The following is a 19,600-nucleotide window of genomic DNA, read 5'->3' as shown; positions in this document are numbered from 1 at the left end:
GACGCGATCATGCAGGCAAGCCCGGCACGACGGCAAAAAGGCGCGGCAGCCATCGAATTTGTCGCAGTCTTCCTGCTGTTCTTCGCAGTGTTCTACGGCTTGGTCAGCTATGCGCTGCCGATGCTGATGCTGCAGTCGTTTCATCACGCCAGCAGTGAGGCGGTGCGTCGCTGCGTGGCCTTGGACCCGGCCAGCAGCAGCCATGCGGCCGACGTGCAGACCCTGGCGCGCCAGGTGGTGGCCCGGCAGTTGAGCTGGATGCCCGCAGCGCTGGATTTCCAGCCGGCCAGCGATGTGCGGGTGACCTTGAGTGCCGACAAGGTGCTGACCGTGGTCATCGACTACCCGAAGCGCAAACTGACCCGCGTGCTGCCCTTGCTGGTGCTGCCGATGATCGGCGAGGTGCCGCGCTTGCCCCAGCGTCTGCACGCCGAAGCGAGCGTGCAACTGTGAGCGGGGCGTTCGAACGTTGGCTGGGCGGCGGCCAGCCGCTGGCGGGGGCGAGCGTGCCGGCGGTCGGCCTGCAATTCTGGCTGGACGAGCAGGGTGGCGTGCAGCACGTGGGCGGCCCGTTGCGTGCACAGTTGCCGCCTGTGGCGCAACGCGCGGTTCGGGTGCAGGACGCGCTGTTGCCGCACAGCGCAGTGGTGCTCGAAGGCGCGCCTCAGGACTGGCAAGGCCAGACATTGGATCTGGATTTCCCGACTGTGCAGGGGTCGCCGTTGCGCACCCGTGGTTGGCTGCAACGCCAGGGCGCAGGCTGGTTGCTGCAACTGTTCGATATCGGTGATCTGCTGGGTGCGCAGCAGCATCAGGCCGTGCGCGATGACGTCCAGCGGCTGGCCGTCGAGATCGGCCGTGCTGTACGCGAATGCACGGGCGAGCGTCTGCTGCCGGTGATTGCCCAGCAGTTGCAGCGCCTGGCCGAGCACTGGCAGGCCCGCGCGGTGCAGGTGTGGTGCCATGAGCAGGGCGATTGGCATAGCCACGCCGCGAGCGATCACCACTGGCCCTGGGCAGCGCAAGCGCAGGTGCGGCCTTGGCTGCATGTCTTGGCGCAACAGGGCGATCTCGATGACCGCGCGCTGGCTGAACTTCAGGTGCTGTGTGGTGGCCTGCCGCTGCGGGTGCTGCCTTACCGAGAAGGCGGACAGGTCCAGGCCTGCCTGCTGTGCGTGGCGGCCGAGGCGCCGTTCGCCCAGGCGGCCAGCGAGGCGCTGGTGCAGGCACTGCTCGACCCGTTCCTGGCGCGCTGGCGCCAGCAGCAAATGCAGCGCAGCACCGACCACTTGCACGACTTGCAGCGTCAACTCGGGGCCGGTGGCTGGCGCTGGTTGCCGGACGGACTGCTAGAACTGGAGGCGGCCCTGGCCGAACGTCTTGGCCTGCCATGCGCCGTCAGCATCGAGCACTGGCTGGAGCAACTGCACCCGGCGGACCGCGAAGCGGCGCGGCTGGCGTTGCAGCAGGTGCGCGAGGGGCAGGCGCTGAGCCTGGACCTGCGCTTGTCCCAGGCCGACGCCCAGGGCGATACCCGCTGGCTGCACTGGGTCGGCGCGCTGCATGGCGGCCAAGTGCGCGGCGTGGTGCTCGACATCAGCGCGCTGAAGGCCCAGGAACAGCAAGCCGGTGCTGCTCGCGCGCGCCTGGAAAACCTCATCGCCAGTTCGCCCGCCGTGATCTACGTGCAACGCTACGACGAAGGTGCGCTGCACAGCGCGTTCTTCAGCGCCAGCCTGGAGCCGCTGCTTGGCTGGCGCAGCGACGGCGAGCAGGTACGCCAGCCGGGGCTGGCGGTGCATCCGCACGACCGTGAGCAGTGGCTGGAGCGCACCCGTACGCTGCTGCGCGAAGGGCAGGTACGCTGCCGCTATCGCCTGCGCGACCAGCTTGGCGGCTATCACTGGATCCTGGACGAGGCGCGCCTGCTGCGCGACGACCTCGGGCAGCCACTGGAAGTGGTGGGCTTGTGGCTGGACGTCAGCGACGCCACCGAGGCCGCCGAGCGCGTGCGCCAGAGCGAGGAACGCTACCGGGCGCTGGTCGATGACTCGCCGGCGATGATCTGCCGCTACCGGCCCGATCTGCAGGTGCTGTTCGGCAACCGGCCGTTGGCCGACTACCTGGAGTGCGCGCCGGACCAGCTCGCCGGGATGAACCTGGGCCGGTGGTTGTCCGACGGCGATCGCGAGGCGTTCGTGCAGCGCTTGGCCAGCCTGACCCCGGAGCAGCCGCTGAGCAGCGCTGAAATCTGCCTGCAACTGCCTGGGCGCGAGCAGGCCTGGTGGGTGTGGGCCGACCGAGGGCTGTTCGATGCGCAGGGTCGCTTGCTCGAGGTGCAGGCGGTCGGACGCGACAACACCGAGGTGCGGCGCAGTCAGCGGCAGTTGTTGCAAGGCGCCAAGATGGCCACGCTGGGCGAGCTGGCCACCGGGCTGGTGCACGAGATCAACCAACCGTTGAACGTGATGCGCATGGCCGTGACCAACAGCCTCAAGCGCCTGCACAGCGGCACGGCGGATGTGCCGTACCTGAGCGAAAAACTGCAGCGTATCGAGACCCAGGTCGAGCGTACGGTGCGGCTGGTGGAGCACATGCGCGTGTATGGCCGGCGCTCCGAGCTGGAGCGCCAGGCGTTCGTCGCCTGGCGAGCGGTGGACGGGGCCTTGGCGCTGCTGGGCGAAGGGTTGCGCGGCAAGGGCGTGAAGGTGCAGGCAGAGTCGCCTACGTCGGCGTTGCAGGTGCTGGGGCACCCGGATCAGTTGGAACAGGTGCTGATCAACCTGATGGTCAATGCCCGCGATGCGTTGCTCGAACGTCGAACGCCGGCACCGTGCATTCGGCTTGCGCAGCAGCGGGTGGACGGGTGCGTGTGCCTGCTGGTCGAGGACAACGCCGGCGGCATCGACCCGCGTCTGTTGGGGCGGATCTTCGAGCCGTTCTTCACCACCAAGCCGGCGGGGGTCGGCACCGGCCTGGGGCTGTCGGTGAGCCACGGCATCATCGAAGCCATGGGCGGCACGCTGGAGGTCGCCAATGCCGAGCACGGGGCGTGCTTTCGCGTGGTGTTGCCGCTCTACAGCACCAGTTGAGCGCGGCCGCTGGAGCAACTGAGGTTGGCACCCACCTCGGCGCCCACCAGATCGACGCCGAGCACTTTGAGCAGCGCATTGACCAGTGGGTCGAGCAACGGGCCGAGCAGGCCTCTGATCAAGGGTTCGACAATGGCCTTGACGCCGCCGAGCACGCTGGCCACCCCGCTCAGCAGCTCGCCCAGGCCGCTGTTGCCGGAGGGCTTGTAGGCCTGCAGTTGGATGCCCTGCAGGGTGTCGGCCAGGCTGCTCACCACGCGGTCGTTGGCGTTTTGCAGCATCAGGTAGGCCGGCGGCTGACCGATGTTCGGCGGCAGGCTGTCCGGCCCCTGGAACACCAGCGTGCGCGCCTGCGCGCCGCTGCCGAGCACGGTGCTGTCGACCCGCAGGCCGATACCGCCCCCGACGAAGGGCACCCGCGGCTCGCACTCACCCAAGGGCAGCAGCAGCAGGCGTGTACAGCGCTTGCTGCCGATGTCGATCAGCGCTAGCGCCTTGATCGCTGTGGTGCCTTGGCTGAAGAACGCATCGGCTGAGGCGAATTGGCCGACCGCGATTTTCACGGCCGAGGTCTGGCTGCGCGTGGACAGGCGCTTGGGCGAACAGCTGAAGGCGTTCACGGCAGTGGGCGCGAAGCGGGTGCTGGCCTCGGCGACCTCCAGGCCGATGTCCAGGTGCAGCGTGCCGGGCACCAGTTTGATGTCGCTGACGGTGCAGGGAATGCCAATCAGGCACAGCACCGATTGCACGGTGCTGACCAGGTTGAGGCTGAGCAGATTGTTGACCACGTTGGTCAGTGGCGCGGCCAGGTCGAGCACGGCGTTGACCAGGCCGAACACGCCGTCGAGCACGGGCAGGTCGAGCGAGACCATCGCCCTGACCTGGGCCGTGTGCACCTGCAAGGTGTCGCGGCGAGGATCGCCGACCGCCGAGATCTGCTGCGGCTCGATCACGTTCAGGCGGACCCGGCCGTTGACCAGGCCCAGCACGTCGAGTGGCAGGTCGACGTTCACCGCCCGCTCGCGCGCCGCCAGTTGGATCACCCCTTGCACCAGTTGCAGCAGTTGCACGTTGGCGTCCAGCCCGGCCTCGGTCGTGCCGTTCTGGATGTCGAGGATATCGCCCAGGCGCAGCAAGGTGCTGTCGCCGCTGGCCAGGGCGACCTTGCCCAGGTTGCTGGCCACCTCCAGCGCGGCGCCGCCGCGTTGCAGCACCTTGACGGCGGCCTGCAACAGTTGCGTGGCGCTGGCGTTGGCATTGAGCAACTGCTGGTAGTCGCCGACCTTCACGCCCAGGTCCAGCGCCAGTTGGTCGAGGTAGCCGAGCAGCTTGACGTCGGTGTTGGCCAGGCCCCGCCAGCCGGCAAGCTCCAGTTGTGTGCCGCCGCCCAGGGCGCCCAGCAGGCCGTTGAGCAGTGCCGACTGCCGGGAATCGACCGTGGCCAGGGTGGTGCGCAGGCTGAGCATGGCCTGGGGCGGGGAGGGCGCCGCCGCCACGGCCTGGGCGCGCAGGGTGGTAGTCGGCGGCAGGCGATTGCCCTGCAGCAGCGCGTGCACGCCTCCTGCGACGCTGCTGGCGACGGTGCGCGACACCTCTACGCGAATGGCGTCGTGGCGGTTGTCGTCACGGGTGAAGCGGCGCAGGTGGTCGTCAGCGCTCAGGACGTAGCCGCAGGTGGCCTGTAACGGGCCATCGGGCGCATGGCCGTTGCGGCTGGCGGCCGTGCGCGCGATGGCGCTGGCCGAGGGACCGCTGCCGGTGCACACGGCGAACTGCCCGGCGGCTTCGAGCGCCGCCATATCGGCGATGCGCTGCAACTTGCGTTGCTCCAGGTAGAGACGGCCGCTGTCGACGACCAGCAACAGCATCAGCAGGGCCAGACCCAGGGTGATGACGGCCATCAGGCCGATCGCGCCGCGTTGGCGCGCAGCGGAAGTGGACAGCACGGGCACTCCTTTGCAGGCGGCGCGCCTTGCTTGGCGTGTGCGGTCCAGTGAGTGTAGTCAGGGTGATGGCGTCTTGCCGTATGAGCAGGCGAGCGGCGAGCCGGTTGGCCTTGGGGCGCGCGTGCGCCCTCGGGCCTGGAACCCCGACGCCGGGTCAGCGCGGTGGGTAGTTGCCCATGACTTGCGCCACGGTTTTCTGGATCGCCGCGTTGCGTTCCTGCGGGCTGGGCGGGTAGCTGTTCATCACCTGTTCGGCACTGCCGCGCCACACCAGCTTGCCGTCGCGCCCGTCGAGCAGGTCGACCTGGATGGTCGCCACCTTGTAGTCGACGCTGCGGGTTTCGTTGTACATCGGTCCGCCCCAGTAGCCTCCCCAATAGCCGCCCCAGCCGCCGCCATAGTTGGTGGTGACCTGCTGCTGGCGGTCTTCGACGATCAGGTACGCGCGCACCTTCACGTCCGCTCGCGCGTTGCCCTGCACGGGCCGCAGGCCACGCTGGTCGAGCTGGTCGGCCACGGCCTGGCGAATGCGCTGTTCGGTCAGGTCGCTCTTGATCCTGGGGTCATCCGGGCGATATTGCAGCGCCGGCTCCTGCCAGGCCCAACTGCGGTAGGCCGCGAAGTCGCGGCTGGCATCGAAATCCTGGGTGACGTTGTTGCTCGCGCAGGCCGCGACCAGCAGCGCGAATGACAGCACGACGAGACGGCGCAGCATGATGAGACTCCTGCAATCGGTTAACGGGGAGGATAGCCGCTGAGGGCCTTGCGCACGGCCTCGCGCAGGGCGTCTTCACGTTCGCGGGGCGAGCCCTGGTCGCTGCCGCTTTCGGCGCTGGCGCTCCACACCGCCTGGCCGTTGCGGGCATCGAACAGGTCGATGCGCACTACCATCACGTCCACTTGGTAAGTGCGCACGATCGGCACGCTGCCGTAGGCGCCATAGCCGTTGCGGTAGCCGCCATAGCCGACGCCGCCGTAGGGGCCGTAAGGGTAGGGGTCGTAATCATAGTCGCGGACCTGGCGCAGGCGCTTTTCCAGACGCACGTTGGCACTGACCAGCAGGTCGCCGGGGCCGCCGCGAGCCGGACGCAGGCCGTGCTGGTCGAGCACGCCGCTGATGGCGTCGGCCAGTTGCGCAGGATCGGCGTTGGCCATGCCGCTGGGCAACTGGCCGTTGCGCCAGCTCCAACTCTGGTAGCGGCCGTAGTCGCGCGGCGCCGCCGGGTAGGCGCTGGCGTCGAAGGTGTTGGCTGCCTGGGGTGGTGCCGGCGGCATGGGCAGCGAGCTGGCGACATACGGATTACTGCCCTGGCAACCGACAAGGGCCAGGGTCAGCAGGGCCAGACACAACGGACGGTACGGCATGTGTTCCTCCCGACAGGCGGGGTCAGCGTGGGCGACAGGTCCAGTGCAGGTAACGGCCAAGGCCGGCGAAGCTCGGATGACGACGGTGGGCCAGTTCCATTTCCAACAGGTCGAGCAGCTCGGCCTTGTCCTGGAACTCCTTGGGCATGTAGTCGTGGAACACCCGGATGCCACTTTCGCTTTCGACCTGCCACAACGGTTCGAGTTGCGCCCGCAACTCACGGGGATCGACGGGCATCTGCGGCGTCAGGCTTTGCTTTTCGCCGGCCAGGCGGTCGCTGCGCAGCTTGCGGAAGTGCCCCTTGAGCAGGTTGCGGTAGACCAGCGCATCGCGGTTGTAGAAGGCCAGCGACAACCAGCCGCCGGGCGCGGTCAACTGGTGCAGCACTGGCAGGATACTGTGGGGCTCGGCCAGCCATTCGAGCACCGCATGGCACAGCACCACGTCGAACGGCTCGGTGAGTTGGCCGAGCAGGTCCTGCCAGGGCGCCTGGATGAACGTGGCACGCTGGCCCGCCTCGGCGAAGCGCTCACGGGCGCCGTCGAGCATCGGCGCAGCGGGCTCGGCGAGGGTCAACGAGTGCCCGCGTTGGGCCAGCCACAATGCCATGTGCCCGAGGCCGGCGCCGACATCGAGGATGCGCAGCGGGCGCTCGGGCAAGCGCTCGGCCAGGTCGGCCTGCAACACCGCCAGGCGAATGGCGCCCTTGGCGCCGCCATAGATCTTCTCGGCGAAACGGCTGGCCAGCTCATCGAAATGACGGTCGTTCATGGGGCGAAGCGCCGTTCGCTGTCGGCGAGCTTGGCCCGCACCACCGCGTCCATGTCCAGCCCCAGTTCGCTGCACAGCAACAGCAGGTACAGCACCACGTCGCCGACCTCCTGGCCGGCATGGGCGAGCTGCTCGGGGGACAGTTGGCGCGATTGCGCTTCGCTCAGCCACTGGAAGATTTCCACCAGCTCGGCCATCTCCACGCTGGCGGCCATGGCCAGGTTCTTCGGGCTGTGGAAGCCGCGCCAGTCGTTGTCGTCGCGGATCCGGTGCAGGCGCTCGGTCAGTTCTTGCAGATTCATCGGGGACTCTCCTTCTGGCGCATAGCTTCGGACGCGCCAGGAAGCAAAGCAAGTGAATTGCGAGCGCGTTACAGCGCTCGCCAGGCCCCGGTCATGTGCAGCAGTTCGCCGTGGCCGTTCAGCGCCAGCCGTCCGTCTGGCGCCGCCTGGCTGGCGCTCAGGGACACTTCCGAAGGCAAGCGCACCGGCTTGTGGAAGTCCACGGCGAACCCGTAGCCGGCCACTGGCAGATGCCCGCGCAGGGCGGCCAGGGCCATGGCCTTGCTCCACATGCCGTGGGCGATCGCCTTGGGGAAACCGAACAGCCGGGCGCTGGCAGCGCTCAGGTGGATGGGGTTGTAGTCGCCGCAGACCTTGGCATAGCGCCGGCCGATGTCGCGGTCGGCGTACCAGCGCGTGACGTCCGTCAGGCCCGCCAGCGATGGCTCGCCCGCCGGCTCGTGCGCCACGCCGTCGAGCTTCAGGCCCCTGACCAGCATGCGGCTGGTCTCGCGCCAGAGCACGCCCAGGCCATCGTGGGCCTCGGTGATCAGGTCGAAGGTGCCGCCCTTGGCATGGGCCTGCAGGTTGTCGGCGTGTACCGCGAAACGCAGGCCTTCGAGACCGCCCAGGGGGCGCAGCACTTCGATGTCGTTGTGCAGGTGCACCAGCCCCAGCAGCGGAAACGGAAAGTCTGCGGCGGTGAGCAGTTGCAATTGCAGGGTGAAGGCCATGACATGCGGGTACGTGGCCGGTAGCCGGCGGTCATCGCTGAAATGGCACAGCCGCTGATAGGCCTGAAGGTTGGGCGGGTCGATGCGTAGAAAACAGCGCAGGCCGCGTTCGGGCAGGCGCGTGCCCGTGATCTTGCGCTTGCCCAGTGCCCTCAGATAGAGGCGGCTGCGAGCCTCGGGGCTGTGCAGGTCGAGCCAGGATCGCTTCATGTTCACGCTCCTATCAAGGCTTGGCCGCAGACCCGCAGGTACTGGCCACTGACCGCGCCGGTGTCCGGCTGCGCCAGCCAGGCAACAGCCTCGGCAACGTCCTGCGGGCGGCCACCCTGGCCGAGCGAGCTCAGCCTGCGGCCAGCCTCGCGCAAGCCCATGGGCATGGCGGCGGTCATGTGCGTCTCGATGAAGCCGGGCGCCACCGCGTTGATGCTGATGCCGCGCTCGCCCAGGGGCGCGGCCCAGGCCTGGGCCAGGCCGATCAGGCCGGCCTTGCTCGCCGCATAGTTGGCCTGGCCGCGATTGCCCGCGATGCCGCTGACCGAGGCCAGCAGCACGATGCGCGCATCGTCGTGCAACTGGCCGCCGTCGAGCAGTGCCTGGGTCAATTGCTGCGGGGCCTTGAGGTTGACGGCCATGACCGCATCCCAGTAGTCGGGGGTCATGTTGGCCAGGGTCTTGTCGCGGGTGATGCCGGCGTTGTGCACCAGGATGTCCAGGCCGTCGGGCAGGGCCTGCTGCAACTGCGACGCGGCGTCGCCGGCACAGATGTCCAGGGCCAGCGCCTGCGCGCCGATGCGCGCGGCCAGGGCGTCGAGGTCTTTCTGTGCCGGCGGCACGTCCAGCAGGATCACCTGCGCACCGTCGCGGGCCAGGGTCTCGGCAATGGCGGCGCCGATGCCGCGTGCCGCGCCGGTCACCAGCGCGCGCTTGCCCGCCAGCGGCCGGGTCCAGTCCTGCACCTGGCGGGCGCAGGCCTCCATGCGTAGGACCTGGCCGGAAACGAACGCGCTCTTGGGCGACAGGAAGAAGCGCAGCGCGCCTTCGAGCTGATCGTCGGCCGCAGCGCCCACGTACAGCAACTGTGCCGTGCCGCCATTGCGCAGCTCCTTGGCCAGCGAGCGACTGAACCCTTCCAGGGCGCGCTGGGCCACACGCGCCAGCGGGTCGTCGAGCTGCTCCGGGGCGCGTCCGAGAATCACCACCTTGGCGCACGGGGCGAGGCTGCGCAGCAGCGGTTGAAAGAACGCGCGCAACTGCCCGAGCGCATCGCTGTCGGACAGATGACTGGCATCGAACACCACCGCCTTGATCTTCGGCCCCAGACCAGCGACCCAGGCGGGGGATTGCAGATCAACACCTTCGAAGTGGTAGCACTCGTCGGTGAGTGCCGGGGCCAGGGCCTCGACGCGCCGCGCCAAGGGGCCTCCGCCGAGTACCAGGGCGCCCTCGATGGGTCGCAGGCGTCCGGCCTGCCAGCGCTCCAGTGCAGCCGGGCGGGGCAGGCCAAGGGCATCGACCAGGCGGCGGCCGAGCGTGGAGTTGGCGAAGCCGATATAGCGGTCGCTCATGATGCGGGTCTCCCTGAAGGCAAGCATGCAAGTGTGGACCTTAATTGCGCGCAGGTCGTTCGAATCCTCGAAAAAGCGCCTAGGCTGAGGCTTTGCCCAATGGCGCGGATCAACGCGTGACTCGATAAATTGGCTCAAATTGTTTCAGGAGAAATCAGCATGCAGTCACCTCGTCGCGTTGCGATCCTGGGCGGCAACCGTATTCCGTTCGCCCGCTCCAACGGCGCCTACGCCACCGCCAGCAATCAGGCGATGCTCACTGCGACGCTGGAAGGTCTGGTGGAGCGCTATCGGCTGCACGGGCTGCTCCTGGGCGAAGTGGTGGCCGGCGCGGTGCTCAAGCACTCGCGCGACCTGAGCCTGACCCGCGAATGCGTGCTCGGCTCGCGGCTGTCGCCGCAGACCCCCGCCTACGACATCCAGCAGGCTTGTGGCACGGGGCTGGAGGCTGCGCTGCTGGTGGCGAACAAGATCGCCCTCGGACAGATCGACAGCGCCATCGCCGGCGGTGTGGACACCACTTCCGATGCACCGATCGCCCTCAACGAGGGGCTGCGCCGGGTGCTGCTGGAGGCCAACCGCGGTCGGCGACTGAGCGAACGTCTGAAGCCGTTTCTCAAGCTGCGGCCGAGCTTTCTCAAGCCCGAGTTCCCGCGCAATGGCGAGCCGCGCACCGGGCTGTCGATGGGCGAGCACTGCGAGCGCATGGCGCAGACCTGGCAGATCGAGCGCGCCGAGCAGGACGCACTGGCGCTGCTCAGTCACCAGCACCTGGCCGAGGCCTATGACCAGGGTTGGCACGATGACCTGCTCACGCCCTACCTGGGTCTGACCCGCGACAACAACCTGCGGCCAGGCCTCACCGCCGAGCAGTTGGCCAAGCTCAAGCCGGTGTTCGACAAAGGCCCCAAGGGCACCCTGACCGCTGGCAACTCCACCCCGCTCACCGATGGCGCCTCGCTGGTGCTGCTGGGCAGCGAGGCCTGGGCCGAGCAGCAGGGATTGTCGGTGCTGGCCTATCTGGTGGACGGCGAGGCGGCCGCCGTGGACTTCGTCAAAGGTCGCGAAGGTCTGCTCATGGCGCCGGTGCATGCGGTGCCACGCCTGTTGGCGCGCAATGGCCTGAGCTTGCAGGACTTCGACTACTACGAAATCCACGAAGCCTTCGCCGCCCAGGTGCTGTGCACCCTCAAGGCCTGGGAGGACGAGCGCTACTGTCGCGAGGTGCTGGGGCTCGACGCGGCGCTGGGCGCCATCGACCGCAGCCGGCTCAACGTCAAGGGCAGCTCGCTGGCTGCCGGTCATCCGTTCGCCGCCACCGGTGGGCGGATTCTGGCGAACATGGCCAAGTTGCTGGCCAAGGCCGGCAAGGGTCGCGGACTGATCTCGATCTGCGCCGCGAGCGGGCAGGGGGTGACGGCGATCGTCGAGCGCTGAGGTGGTAACCTTTGGCCAAACCACGACAACAAGCCGCGCCATGCCGACCCCAGGTCCCCTCACTGCCCCCCGTGCCATCCCCACGCTGCAGCGCTTGCCGCGGCCGCTGTACGCGCGCGCCGAAAGCCTCGGCGCGGGCTCCTGGACCCCGCGCCATCAACATGACTGGGCGCAGTTCTCCTACGCCATCAGTGGCGTGCTGGGCGTCTACACCAGCGATGGCAGCTACTTTGCTCCGCCGCAGTGGGGGGTGTGGATTCCGGCGGGTCTGGAGCACGAGGTGGTGACCTCGATGCAGGCGGAAATGCGCAGCCTTTATGTGCGTCGCGATGCCTGCACCTGGGGCGCCGATGCCTGCCAGGTGGTGGAGGTGACGCCCTTGGCGCGCGAGCTGATCAAGCAATTCTGCCAACTGCCGGCGGCCTACCCGGAAGGCGACACGGCCGAGGCCCGCCTGGTGGCGGTGCTGCTCGACCAGTTGCAGACGCTGCCGCACGTCGGCTTCTCGTTGCCGCTGCCGCGCCATCCCGGCCTGTTGGCGCTGTGCAATGCGCTGATCGCCGCGCCCGATCGAGCGCAGACCCTGCAGCAGTGGGCGCTGCAACTGGAGTGCTCGGACAAGACACTCATGCGCCTGTTCCAGCGCGAGACCGGCTTGAGTTTTCGCAACTGGCGCCAGCGCATGCGTCTGCTGTCGTCGCTGGCGCTGCTCGAAGCCGGGCACAGCGTCACCGAGGCGGCGCTGGGTTGTGGCTACGACTCCACCTCGGCCTACATTGCCGCCTTCAAGCAGTTGTTCGGTGCCACGCCAGGCGAACTGCGCCTCTGATCTTCAGGTCTTGAACCGGCGCACCAATGCATCCAGTTCGCTGGACAGGCCTTCCAGGCTTTGCGAGTCCTGCCGCGCCGCCTGCGCCAGTTCGGCCACCAACTGCGCATCGCCATGGATCTGGCTGATGTGGCGGTTGATGTCTTCGGCCACCTGGTGCTGCTCTTCAGCGGCGGTGGCGATCTGCGTATTCATGTCGCGGATGACGTCCACCGACTCACGGATCTGACCGAAGCTGTCACGTGCCTCGCCGATGCGGCTGACCGACTGCTGCGACACGTCCAGGCTGGCATGCATCTGCGCAGCCACCTGGGCCGTACGGCTGGCCAGGTTGCCCAGCAAGCCGTCGATCTCGGCGGTGGAGTCGGCGGTGCGCTTGGCCAGGGCGCGCACTTCGTCGGCGACCACGGCGAAGCCGCGGCCCTGTTCGCCGGCACGGGCCGCTTCGATGGCGGCGTTGAGCGCCAGCAGGTTGGTCTGCTCGGCGATCGAGCGGATGGTGCCCAGAATCGACTGGATCGAATTGCTGTCACGCTCCAGTTGTTGCATCGATTGGGCCGACTGCTCGATCTCATGGCTCAGGCGATCGACGCTCTGCACCGCCGCATCGATCTGCTGCTGACCCTGGCGCGCCTGCTGCTGACCGCTGTCGGCCGATTGCGCAGCCTGGCTGCACGAGCGCGCCACTTCGTTGGCGGTGGCGACCATTTCGTGGAAGGCCGTGGAGACCATGTCCACCGCTTCGCGCTGGCGCCCGGCCGCTTCGGCCATGTCGCCGGACACCCGGGTAGAACTGGCCGAGGTGGCGAGAATCTTCCCGGCGGCGCCGCCGATGTGCTGGATCAGGCTGCGGATCGCGCCGAGGAACTGGTTGAACCAACTGGCCAACTGCGCGGTTTCGTCGTTGCCGCGCACGTCGAGGTTGCGGGTCAGGTCGCCTTCGCCTTGGGCGATGCCTTCCAGGCCACTGCTGACACCGGTGATCGGCCGCACGATGAGCTTGGCGAAGGTGGCGCCGGCCACCGCGAACAGCGCAGCCAGCACCAGGGCGATGACGCCGATCTGCCAGGTCAGGCGGGTGGCGGCCTGCATGACCTCGTCCTGCTGGATCAGGCCGATGAAGGTCCAGCCCAACTGCTCGTCGACGTAGACGTTGGCCATGTACGGTTGGTCGTCGATACGCACCTGCACCAGACCCTTGCCGGCCTTGGCCAACTCGGCGTAGCCGCCGCCGAAGCTCTCCAACTGCTTGAAGTTATGGTTGGGGTCGCGTGGGTCGACCAGCACGTTGCCGTTCTTTTCCACCAGCATCAGGTAGCCGCTTTCGCCCAGCTTGATCTTCTTGACGATTTCGCTGAGGCCCTTGAGCGACACGTCGATGTTGACCACGCCGCCAGGAGCGCCGAGTTGGTTGTTGACGGCGCGTACGGTGCCGATCAGCGCCAGGTCGTCGGCAGCCCAGTAATAGGCGCCGGTGCGCACGGTCTTGCCGGGGTTGGCCATCGCCAGTTGATACCAGGGGCGCTGGCGTGGGTCGTAGTTGGTGTACTTCTGCCCAGCGGGCCAGCCGACATAACCGCCGTCGCTGACGCCGTAGGACACATAGGCGTAGGCCGGATGGGTTTCAGCCAGACGGGTGAAGGCGGCCAGTACCCGTTTGTCCTGCTCACCCAGTTCGGTGGGCGGGTTGGCGCTCATGAACTTGTTCAGGTTGCTGCCTGCGGCGCCGACCTGAGGCAGGGAGGCCAGGTAGTCGACGTTCTCGTCGATGCCCTGGAAGAACATGTTCATCGCATTGGCGACCTGGCGGATTTCCCGGCTGCTGCTGTCGAGGAAATCGTCCCGCGCGTCTTCGCGCAGGTTCAGCACCACCACGGCGGCGACGATGACGATGGGCAAGCCGGCAATGACGGCGAAGGCCCAGGTGAGTTTCTGCTTGATGTTCATTCGCGCTCCCGGATTTTTCTTGTAGACGCATGGAACTGGTATCAAGGGCATCGGCAGGGCGCTGGTGTTTCTGAAGGAGTCTGTAGGAAAACTCCCAATTTTAGGGGATGACAGCGGCGGACGAGGCCGCTTCAGTCATACCTGGCTAATATGGCATACCAAATTGCCGTGCTTGAGGGCATTCAGTGGCAGCAACTGCCTTCATCCGCCAGGCCCTGGAGGATCGGACAGTCGGGTCGATCATCGCCATGGCAATGGGCGACCAGCTCGCTGAGGGTGTCGCGCAGGCTCACCATTTCCTCGATCCGACGGTTCAGGTCCTCGATGTGCTGGGTCGCCAGCGCCTTCACGTCGGCGCTGGCGCGCTGGCGGTCCTGCCACAGCGCCAGCAGGCGCGCGACCTCGTCCAGGGAGAAGCCCAGGTCGCGCGAGCGCTTGATGAAGTTCAGGCTGTGCAGGTCGTCCTGCTGGTAGAGGCGATAGCCGCTGTCGCTGCGCAGCGCGGGCTTGAGCAGGCCAATGGACTCGTAGTAGCGGATCATCTTGGCGCTGAGCCCGGTACGCCGGGCGGCCTGGCCGATGTTCATGGGGTCTCCTTGGTGGCGATGTCGCGCGGCTTCCAGGTCTTGAGCCAGAGGGCGTTGCTGACCACGCTGACGCTGGACAAGGCCATGGCGGCGCCGGCCAGCACCGGGTTGAGGTAACCGAAGGCGGCGAGGGGGATGCCAACCAGGTTATAGATGAAGGCCCAGAACAGGTTCTGACGAATCTTGGCGTAGGTCTTGTGGCTGATTTCCAGCGCCGCCGGCACCAGGCGCGGGTCACCGCGCATCAGGGTGATACCGGCGGCCTGCATGGCCACATCGGTGCCACCGCCCATGGCGATGCCGATGTCGGCAGCGGCCAGGGCGGGCGCGTCGTTGATGCCGTCACCGACCATGGCCACCACGCCTTGCTGCTTCAATGCGTTGACGGTGGCCGCCTTGTCGGCCGGCAGCACTTCGGCGTGTACATCGTCGATGCCCAAGGCTTGGGCAACCACCCGGGCGCTGCCGCGGTTGTCGCCCGTCAACAGGTGGCTGCTGATGCCTTGGGCATGCAAGGCGGAGATCGCCTGATCGGCGCCGGGCTTGAGGCTGTCGCCGAAGGCGAACAGGCCCAGTACCTGGCGCTGCGGCGAACACTCGATCAGCCACGACAACGTGCGGCCCTCGGCTTCCCAGGTGTTTGCCGGGGTCAGCAAGGGGCCCGGCTGCAATTCGTTCTCGTCGAGCAGGCGGCGGTTGCCCAGCGCCAGCACCCGGCCTCCGACCGTGCCCTGGATACCGCGTCCGGTCAGCGACTGGCTGTCACTGACCTGGGGAATGTCCAAGCCTTGCTCGCGTCCGGCCTCCAGGACGGCCTTGGCCAGCGGGTGCTCGCTGCCGCGTTGCAGGGCACCGGCCAGGCGCAGCAGGTCATGGTCGGCACCTGCCGCCGCCTGCGAATGAACGATGCGCGGGCTGCCGGAGGTGAGGGTGCCGGTCTTGTCGAACACCACGCGGTTCACCGCATGGGCGCGCTCCAGGGCTTCAGCGTCCTTGATCAGGATGCCGTGGCGGGCGGCTACGCCAGTGCCGGCCATGATCGCCGCTGGTGTCGCCAGGCCCAGGGCGCACGGGCAGGCGATCACCAGCACGGCGACGGCGTTGATCAGCGCGCTTTCCAGCGGCGCGCCGGCCAGCCACCAGCCGACCAGGGTGATCAGCGCCAGTACCAGCACCGCCGGGACGAACACCTGGCTGACCCGATCCACCAGCTTCTGGATCGGCGCCTTGGCCGCTTGGGCATCCTCGACCAGGCGGATGATGCGTGCCAGTACCGTCTCGGTGCCCAACGCCTGGGTGCGCACCAGCAAGCGGCCTTCGCCGTTGATCGCTCCACCGGTGACGCTGTCGCCAGGCGCTTTGGCCACTGGCAGGCTTTCACCGCTGATCAGCGCCTCGTCGGCATGACTGCTGCCTTCGAGCACCTCGCCGTCGACCGGGAACCGCTCGCCTGGCTTGACCAGCACCTGGTCGCCCAGGCGCAACTGACTGATCGATACCTCCTCTTCGCTGCCGTCGATCACCCGCACGGCGCGCTCCGGCCGCAGGGCTTCCAGGGCGCGGATAGCGCTGGCGGTCTGACGCTTGGCGCGGCTTTCCAGGTACTTGCCCAGCAGCACCAGAGCGATCACCACCGCCGAGGCCTCGAAATACAGATGCGGCTCCATTCCAGCCGGCGCCTGCGCCCATTGATAGAGGCTCAGGCCATAGCCGGCGCTGGTGCCCAGCGTGACCAGCAGGTCCATGTTGCCGGCGCCTGCGCGCACGGCTTTCCAGGCTGCCTTGTAGAAGCGTGCGCCGAGGATGAACTGCACGGGCGTGGCCAGCGCGAACTGCGCCCAGGCCGGCAGCATCCAGTGCAGGCCGAACGGTTGCACCAGCATCGGCAGCACCAGCGGCAGGGCCAGCAGCACGGCGGCGAGCACCGCCAGGCGCTCGCGGCGCAGGCGACGCTGGGCCTGGTGTCGGTCGTCGTGGGCGTCGCGCGGCAGGCTGGCGCTGTAGCCGGCCTGTTCTACGGCGGCGATCAATGCCGCCTCGGCCGTGCCCGCCAGCACTTCCAGGTGAGCGCGTTCGCTGGCCAGGTTGACGCTGACCTGTTCGACGCCCGGCAGCTTGGCCAGTGCCCGTTCGACGCGGCCCGCGCAACTGGCGCAGGTCATGCCGCCGATCTGCAGTTCCAGGGTGTGGGTCGGTACGCGGTAGCCGGCTTGGCGCACGGCGTCGATCAACGCTGGCAGGCTGCTGGCCGGGGCCTGGATGCGGGCCTGTTCGGTGGCCAGGTTGACGCTGACCTGTGCAGCGCCGTCGACCTTCTGCAGCGCGCGTTCGACGCGGCCGACGCAGCTCGCGCAGGTCATGCCGGCAATCGGCAGGTCGAAGGTGGTGGTTGCGGCCATGGCTTCTCTCCTTGATCAGGCCTGCAGCATCAACCTTGCCATGCGGGGAAGGTCAATACCCCAGGTCGGCTCGCTTGAGCTGCAGTCCATTCTGGCTCAAGGTGATGCGGTACTTGTTGATCTGACCGGCTTGCAGCACCAGTCGAGTGCTGCGCTGATCTTCCACGCCTGCGCCGCAGCCGGGCGCCTGGCCGGGCAGCAGGCGCAGGCGCACGTCCACCGGTCCTGGCGGCAGGTTGAAGGAGGTCGATTGTTCCTGGAAGACGCGCCCGGACAGTTGGTCGTTGAGGTACACGCCGATTTCGCAGCTGGTGGCCACTTCCAGACGTTCCCGGGAAATGATCAGCACGCTGTACTGCGCGTTGTCCTCGGCGCTGGCCGGCGGCACCATGGCCAACGCGCCCAAAAGCCCGACAACGCCCGCTGTTGCCCTGAACATGAAGAGTCTCCTGCTGGCTGACGATCTGCAAAAGCGCAGCTTGGCCGAGGTTGGCAAGGATTGCTACCCCGACCCGTCATCGAGGCACTTGACCTTGCCACCATGGCAAGGTCGAGACTGCGGCGAAATCCTCAGGAGGTAGCACCATGCACGTGTTCAATGTTCAAGGCATGACCTGCGGCCACTGCGTCAAGGCGGTGACCCAGGCGATTCAGACGGTGGATGCGGCAGCCCAGGTGGAAGTGGATTTGCCGGGGCGTCAGGTGAAGGTGCAGAGCGAATCGCCTGCCGAGCGGATCGTCGCGGCGATCGTGGAGGAGGGGTATCAGGCGCAACTGGCCTGACAGCGCGGGGCACGGGCGCAGTGGCGATTCGCCTTGCTGCGGCCGTGCCCCACGGCTCAGGCCGGCACGTTGTAGCGCAGGTAGCGCCCCACGTGGATCGGACCGTTGTTCACGCTCATCGAATAGCTGACATACACCGTACGTCCTCGGTTGGCGGCGATCCAGGCGGCGGGAATCGTCCAGTCCAGGTGCGTCTGGCCGTCGCTGCCGTAGTACAGGATCGGCGAATCCTGCTGCCAGCCCGACTCAGGGTGGTACCAGCGCACTACCGTGCGAAACGCACGCGTGCCAGGGCGGGGAATGCGCAACGTGTTGCTGTTGAGCATGAACGGTGGCGGCATGGACTGGAAGGGCGCGCCGTAATCCTTGACCTGGCAGCGATAGAACTGCGAGGCATTCAACCGGCCGTTGGGCTCGGTGACCACGGTGTAGTTCACGTTGGCGAAATGGCCGACGGTGTCGATGATTTCGATGGCGCGGATCTTGAATTCCATCGGGCCGATGGCGCGAACCGTCTGCACCGGCGTGTTCCAGACCACGTTGTTCGACCAGCTCACCCTGACCGTATGCCCAACGCGCATCCCGGTGTAGGCCGGCACTACGACGGTCGCTTCCCCGCCACGGTTGTCGAGCAGCCAGTGATAGTCGAGCATGCCATTTTGCAGGTCCCTCACAGTGGGCGCCGGCAGGAACAGTTGCTCGGTGGATTCATTGACCTGCACCGCCGCGACGGATGAGGTCATGGTCTGGCCGCCGCGGGTCACCACGAAACTCACGCTCACCTGGCGGTCCTTGTTTTCCCGCGCCCAACCCAGATCCACCGTGATAGTCATCGGGCCGATATTGACCACTCGCTCGGTCTTCTGCCGATTGGCTGCGCCCTGCCAGTTCAGGGTGATGGAGTCGCCCGCCTGCATGCCGTAGTCCGGCACCAGTACATCCAGTCGATTCAGGCCTCTGAGGTCGATCAGCGTGACCCGTGAGCCGTTGGCCCTGACAGTGGGTGCTGCCAATTGCACCCGGACCTGGGTAGGGCGTGCCTGGCGGGAGTAGTTATCAACGAAGTCGCGAATGTCGTAAGTCACCGGCACGGTGCCTTGGGTGCCCACCATCATCACGACCGCTGCGGGAATCACCACCGACTCGGGGATCGAGGGGTTGGTCACCTTGGGGTGATTCACCGGCACGCCGCCCCAGTAAACGATCAGTTCGTCATCGACTTTCTTGTTCAGCCAGCGCGGCACTTGAACCCGAACGGTGGCACCCAGGTTGGTGACGGGATTCGGCGTAACGGTGCACGGTGTGAGGCGACTGTTGTAGGGCGGTTGCATATCCGGGCCAGCGCCGCCTGGCACCTGAGTGTTCACTGCGATCGTGCGCACAGGGCTGCGCTCCGGCGGCTCGCCGGAGACTTTGTCCTCATAGGTGTAGAAGACCCGTCCCGACGGAGGTTGGACGCGGCTGACCGGTACCGAGAACTGAAGGCGCGGGTTACCGACCATGCTGCCGTCAATGATGATCGTCTGTACCGGCACATCGTTCCAGTACAGGATCACCTCATCACCGATCTTGGGCACGGTGGCCATCGACGCGTGCAGCCGCACGGGCCGTTTGAGCAACTCGTAGTTGATCCCTAATCGTGGGTTCGCCGGGCTGTCGTAGAGGTCGGTGAAGTAGAGTTCGGCGACAGCTTCGAGATCTGATCTGCCATTTGATGAGTTCATGCCGTGCTCCTGATCGCGGGATCGGTCTGGGGGCGCGATGACATCGAACGGTGCAGGTGCCAGTCATCGCCTTCGATCAGGATGCTATGACCCGCTGGCCGGGGTGTAACCTGGCATTTTTATCAGGCAGAGCCGGGCG

17 protein-coding genes are annotated in these 19,600 nt (G+C 67.2%); 5 read left to right on the top strand and 12 right to left on the bottom strand.

Annotated elements, in window-relative coordinates:
• Positions 1 to 9: 9 nt before the first annotated feature.
• Together Q7C30_RS00825 and Q7C30_RS00820 are read left to right on the top strand one after the other, a co-directional pair.
• A complete protein-coding gene (locus tag Q7C30_RS00825; protein ID WP_295481639.1) occupies positions 10 to 453 on the top strand; it encodes a TadE/TadG family type IV pilus assembly protein in 444 nt (147 codons plus the stop codon).
• Entirely contained in the window at positions 450 to 3,092 is a 2,643-nt protein-coding gene (locus tag Q7C30_RS00820) for an ATP-binding protein (protein WP_317870293.1), read from the top strand. The genes Q7C30_RS00825 and Q7C30_RS00820 overlap by 4 nt, the downstream gene beginning before the upstream one ends.
• Here the strand turns inward: Q7C30_RS00820 and Q7C30_RS00815 are convergent.
• The 7 genes from Q7C30_RS00815 to Q7C30_RS00785 form a co-directional block, all read right to left on the bottom strand.
• Positions 3,077 to 5,038 (bottom strand): pilus assembly protein TadG-related protein, encoded by a 1,962-nt coding sequence (locus Q7C30_RS00815; protein ID WP_317870291.1) that lies wholly within the window; start codon positions 5,036 to 5,038, stop codon positions 3,077 to 3,079. The two genes, Q7C30_RS00820 and Q7C30_RS00815, sit on opposite strands and share 16 nt — an antisense overlap.
• Positions 5,039 to 5,192: 154 nt before the next feature.
• Positions 5,193 to 5,753 (bottom strand): DUF4136 domain-containing protein, encoded by a 561-nt coding sequence (locus Q7C30_RS00810; RefSeq protein ID WP_295481645.1) that lies wholly within the window; start codon positions 5,751 to 5,753, stop codon positions 5,193 to 5,195.
• A gap of 20 nt (positions 5,754 to 5,773) precedes the next feature.
• Positions 5,774 to 6,403, bottom strand: a complete 630-nt coding sequence (locus Q7C30_RS00805; RefSeq protein ID WP_295481646.1) for a DUF4136 domain-containing protein — start codon at positions 6,401 to 6,403, stop codon at positions 5,774 to 5,776.
• Between the two features lie 22 nt (positions 6,404 to 6,425).
• Positions 6,426 to 7,175: a methyltransferase domain-containing protein gene (locus tag Q7C30_RS00800; RefSeq protein ID WP_304485186.1), complete on the bottom strand. Its 750-nt coding sequence runs from the start codon at positions 7,173 to 7,175 to the stop codon at positions 6,426 to 6,428.
• Positions 7,172 to 7,477 carry a MazG-like family protein gene (locus Q7C30_RS00795; protein WP_029615135.1) on the bottom strand — a complete coding sequence of 102 codons (306 nt, stop codon included), beginning with the start codon at positions 7,475 to 7,477 and terminating at the stop codon, positions 7,172 to 7,174. Before Q7C30_RS00795 ends, Q7C30_RS00800 begins: the two co-directional genes overlap by 4 nt.
• 68 nt (positions 7,478 to 7,545) lie before the next feature.
• Positions 7,546 to 8,400, bottom strand: coding sequence for a MaoC family dehydratase (locus Q7C30_RS00790; RefSeq protein ID WP_317870289.1), 855 nt, complete (start codon positions 8,398 to 8,400; stop codon positions 7,546 to 7,548).
• 2 nt (positions 8,401 to 8,402) lie between these two features.
• Positions 8,403 to 9,755 carry a 3-oxoacyl-ACP reductase gene (locus tag Q7C30_RS00785; protein WP_317870288.1) on the bottom strand — a complete coding sequence of 451 codons (1,353 nt, stop codon included), beginning with the start codon at positions 9,753 to 9,755 and terminating at the stop codon, positions 8,403 to 8,405.
• Between the two features lie 159 nt (positions 9,756 to 9,914).
• Here Q7C30_RS00785 and Q7C30_RS00780 point away from each other — a divergent pair, with 159 nt between their 5' ends.
• Positions 9,915 to 11,192: an acetyl-CoA C-acetyltransferase gene (locus Q7C30_RS00780; protein WP_317870287.1), complete on the top strand. Its 1,278-nt coding sequence runs from the start codon at positions 9,915 to 9,917 to the stop codon at positions 11,190 to 11,192.
• 40 nt (positions 11,193 to 11,232) lie between these two features.
• Positions 11,233 to 12,021 (top strand): helix-turn-helix transcriptional regulator, encoded by a 789-nt coding sequence (locus Q7C30_RS00775; RefSeq protein WP_039583013.1) that lies wholly within the window; start codon positions 11,233 to 11,235, stop codon positions 12,019 to 12,021.
• A gap of 3 nt (positions 12,022 to 12,024) precedes the next feature.
• On the opposite strand, the gene Q7C30_RS00770 is transcribed toward Q7C30_RS00775, so the two are convergent.
• The 4 genes from Q7C30_RS00770 to Q7C30_RS00755 all read right to left on the bottom strand — a co-directional run bounded on the left by Q7C30_RS00770 (position 12,025) and on the right by Q7C30_RS00755 (position 17,393).
• Entirely contained in the window at positions 12,025 to 13,968 is a 1,944-nt protein-coding gene (locus tag Q7C30_RS00770) for a methyl-accepting chemotaxis protein (RefSeq protein WP_317870286.1), read from the bottom strand.
• Positions 13,969 to 14,150: 182 nt separating this feature from the next.
• Complete coding sequence (gene cueR, locus Q7C30_RS00765; RefSeq protein ID WP_039583015.1) at positions 14,151 to 14,555, bottom strand: Cu(I)-responsive transcriptional regulator; 405 nt, start codon at positions 14,553 to 14,555, stop codon at positions 14,151 to 14,153.
• Complete coding sequence (locus Q7C30_RS00760; protein ID WP_317870285.1) at positions 14,552 to 16,954, bottom strand: heavy metal translocating P-type ATPase; 2,403 nt, start codon at positions 16,952 to 16,954, stop codon at positions 14,552 to 14,554. Before Q7C30_RS00760 ends, cueR begins: the two co-directional genes overlap by 4 nt.
• A gap of 52 nt (positions 16,955 to 17,006) precedes the next feature.
• Entirely contained in the window at positions 17,007 to 17,393 is a 387-nt protein-coding gene (locus Q7C30_RS00755) for a hypothetical protein (protein ID WP_317870283.1), read from the bottom strand.
• Positions 17,394 to 17,539: 146 nt separating this feature from the next.
• Here Q7C30_RS00755 and Q7C30_RS00750 point away from each other — a divergent pair, with 146 nt between their 5' ends.
• A complete protein-coding gene (locus tag Q7C30_RS00750; RefSeq protein WP_295481665.1) occupies positions 17,540 to 17,737 on the top strand; it encodes a heavy-metal-associated domain-containing protein in 198 nt (65 codons plus the stop codon).
• A gap of 56 nt (positions 17,738 to 17,793) precedes the next feature.
• Here the strand turns inward: Q7C30_RS00750 and Q7C30_RS00745 are convergent, their stop codons facing one another.
• Positions 17,794 to 19,461 carry a hypothetical protein gene (locus Q7C30_RS00745; RefSeq protein WP_317870282.1) on the bottom strand — a complete coding sequence of 556 codons (1,668 nt, stop codon included), beginning with the start codon at positions 19,459 to 19,461 and terminating at the stop codon, positions 17,794 to 17,796.
• Positions 19,462 to 19,600 lie beyond the last annotated feature (139 nt).

Source organism: Pseudomonas sp. RAC1 (assembly GCF_030658255.1).
In the GTDB taxonomy this organism is placed as follows: domain Bacteria; phylum Pseudomonadota; class Gammaproteobacteria; order Pseudomonadales; family Pseudomonadaceae; genus Aquipseudomonas; species Aquipseudomonas boreofloridensis.
Note: the sequence above shows the minus strand (reverse complement) of the source record. Positions and strands in the feature narration are given on the sequence as shown.

Excerpts from the sequence above, each read along its gene's own strand:
- Q7C30_RS00825 (WP_295481639.1), top strand. The coding sequence starts at position 10 with ATGCAGGCAAGCCCGGCACGACGGCAAAAAGGCGCGGCAGCCATCGAA.
- Q7C30_RS00810 (WP_295481645.1), bottom strand. The coding sequence starts at position 5,753 with ATGCTGCGCCGTCTCGTCGTGCTGTCATTCGCGCTGCTGGTCGCGGCC.
- Q7C30_RS00805 (WP_295481646.1), bottom strand. The coding sequence starts at position 6,403 with ATGCCGTACCGTCCGTTGTGTCTGGCCCTGCTGACCCTGGCCCTTGTC.
- Q7C30_RS00800 (WP_304485186.1), bottom strand. The coding sequence starts at position 7,175 with ATGAACGACCGTCATTTCGATGAGCTGGCCAGCCGTTTCGCCGAGAAG.
- Q7C30_RS00795 (WP_029615135.1), bottom strand. The coding sequence starts at position 7,477 with ATGAATCTGCAAGAACTGACCGAGCGCCTGCACCGGATCCGCGACGAC.
- Q7C30_RS00790 (WP_317870289.1), bottom strand. The coding sequence starts at position 8,400 with ATGAAGCGATCCTGGCTCGACCTGCACAGCCCCGAGGCTCGCAGCCGC.
- Q7C30_RS00785 (WP_317870288.1), bottom strand. The coding sequence starts at position 9,755 with ATGAGCGACCGCTATATCGGCTTCGCCAACTCCACGCTCGGCCGCCGC.
- Q7C30_RS00780 (WP_317870287.1), top strand. The coding sequence starts at position 9,915 with ATGCAGTCACCTCGTCGCGTTGCGATCCTGGGCGGCAACCGTATTCCG.
- Q7C30_RS00775 (WP_039583013.1), top strand. The coding sequence starts at position 11,233 with ATGCCGACCCCAGGTCCCCTCACTGCCCCCCGTGCCATCCCCACGCTG.
- Q7C30_RS00770 (WP_317870286.1), bottom strand. The coding sequence starts at position 13,968 with ATGAACATCAAGCAGAAACTCACCTGGGCCTTCGCCGTCATTGCCGGC.
- cueR (WP_039583015.1), bottom strand. The coding sequence starts at position 14,555 with ATGAACATCGGCCAGGCCGCCCGGCGTACCGGGCTCAGCGCCAAGATG.
- Q7C30_RS00760 (WP_317870285.1), bottom strand. The coding sequence starts at position 16,954 with ATGGCCGCAACCACCACCTTCGACCTGCCGATTGCCGGCATGACCTGC.
- Q7C30_RS00755 (WP_317870283.1), bottom strand. The coding sequence starts at position 17,393 with ATGTTCAGGGCAACAGCGGGCGTTGTCGGGCTTTTGGGCGCGTTGGCC.
- Q7C30_RS00750 (WP_295481665.1), top strand. The coding sequence starts at position 17,540 with ATGCACGTGTTCAATGTTCAAGGCATGACCTGCGGCCACTGCGTCAAG.
- Q7C30_RS00745 (WP_317870282.1), bottom strand. The coding sequence starts at position 19,461 with ATGAACTCATCAAATGGCAGATCAGATCTCGAAGCTGTCGCCGAACTC.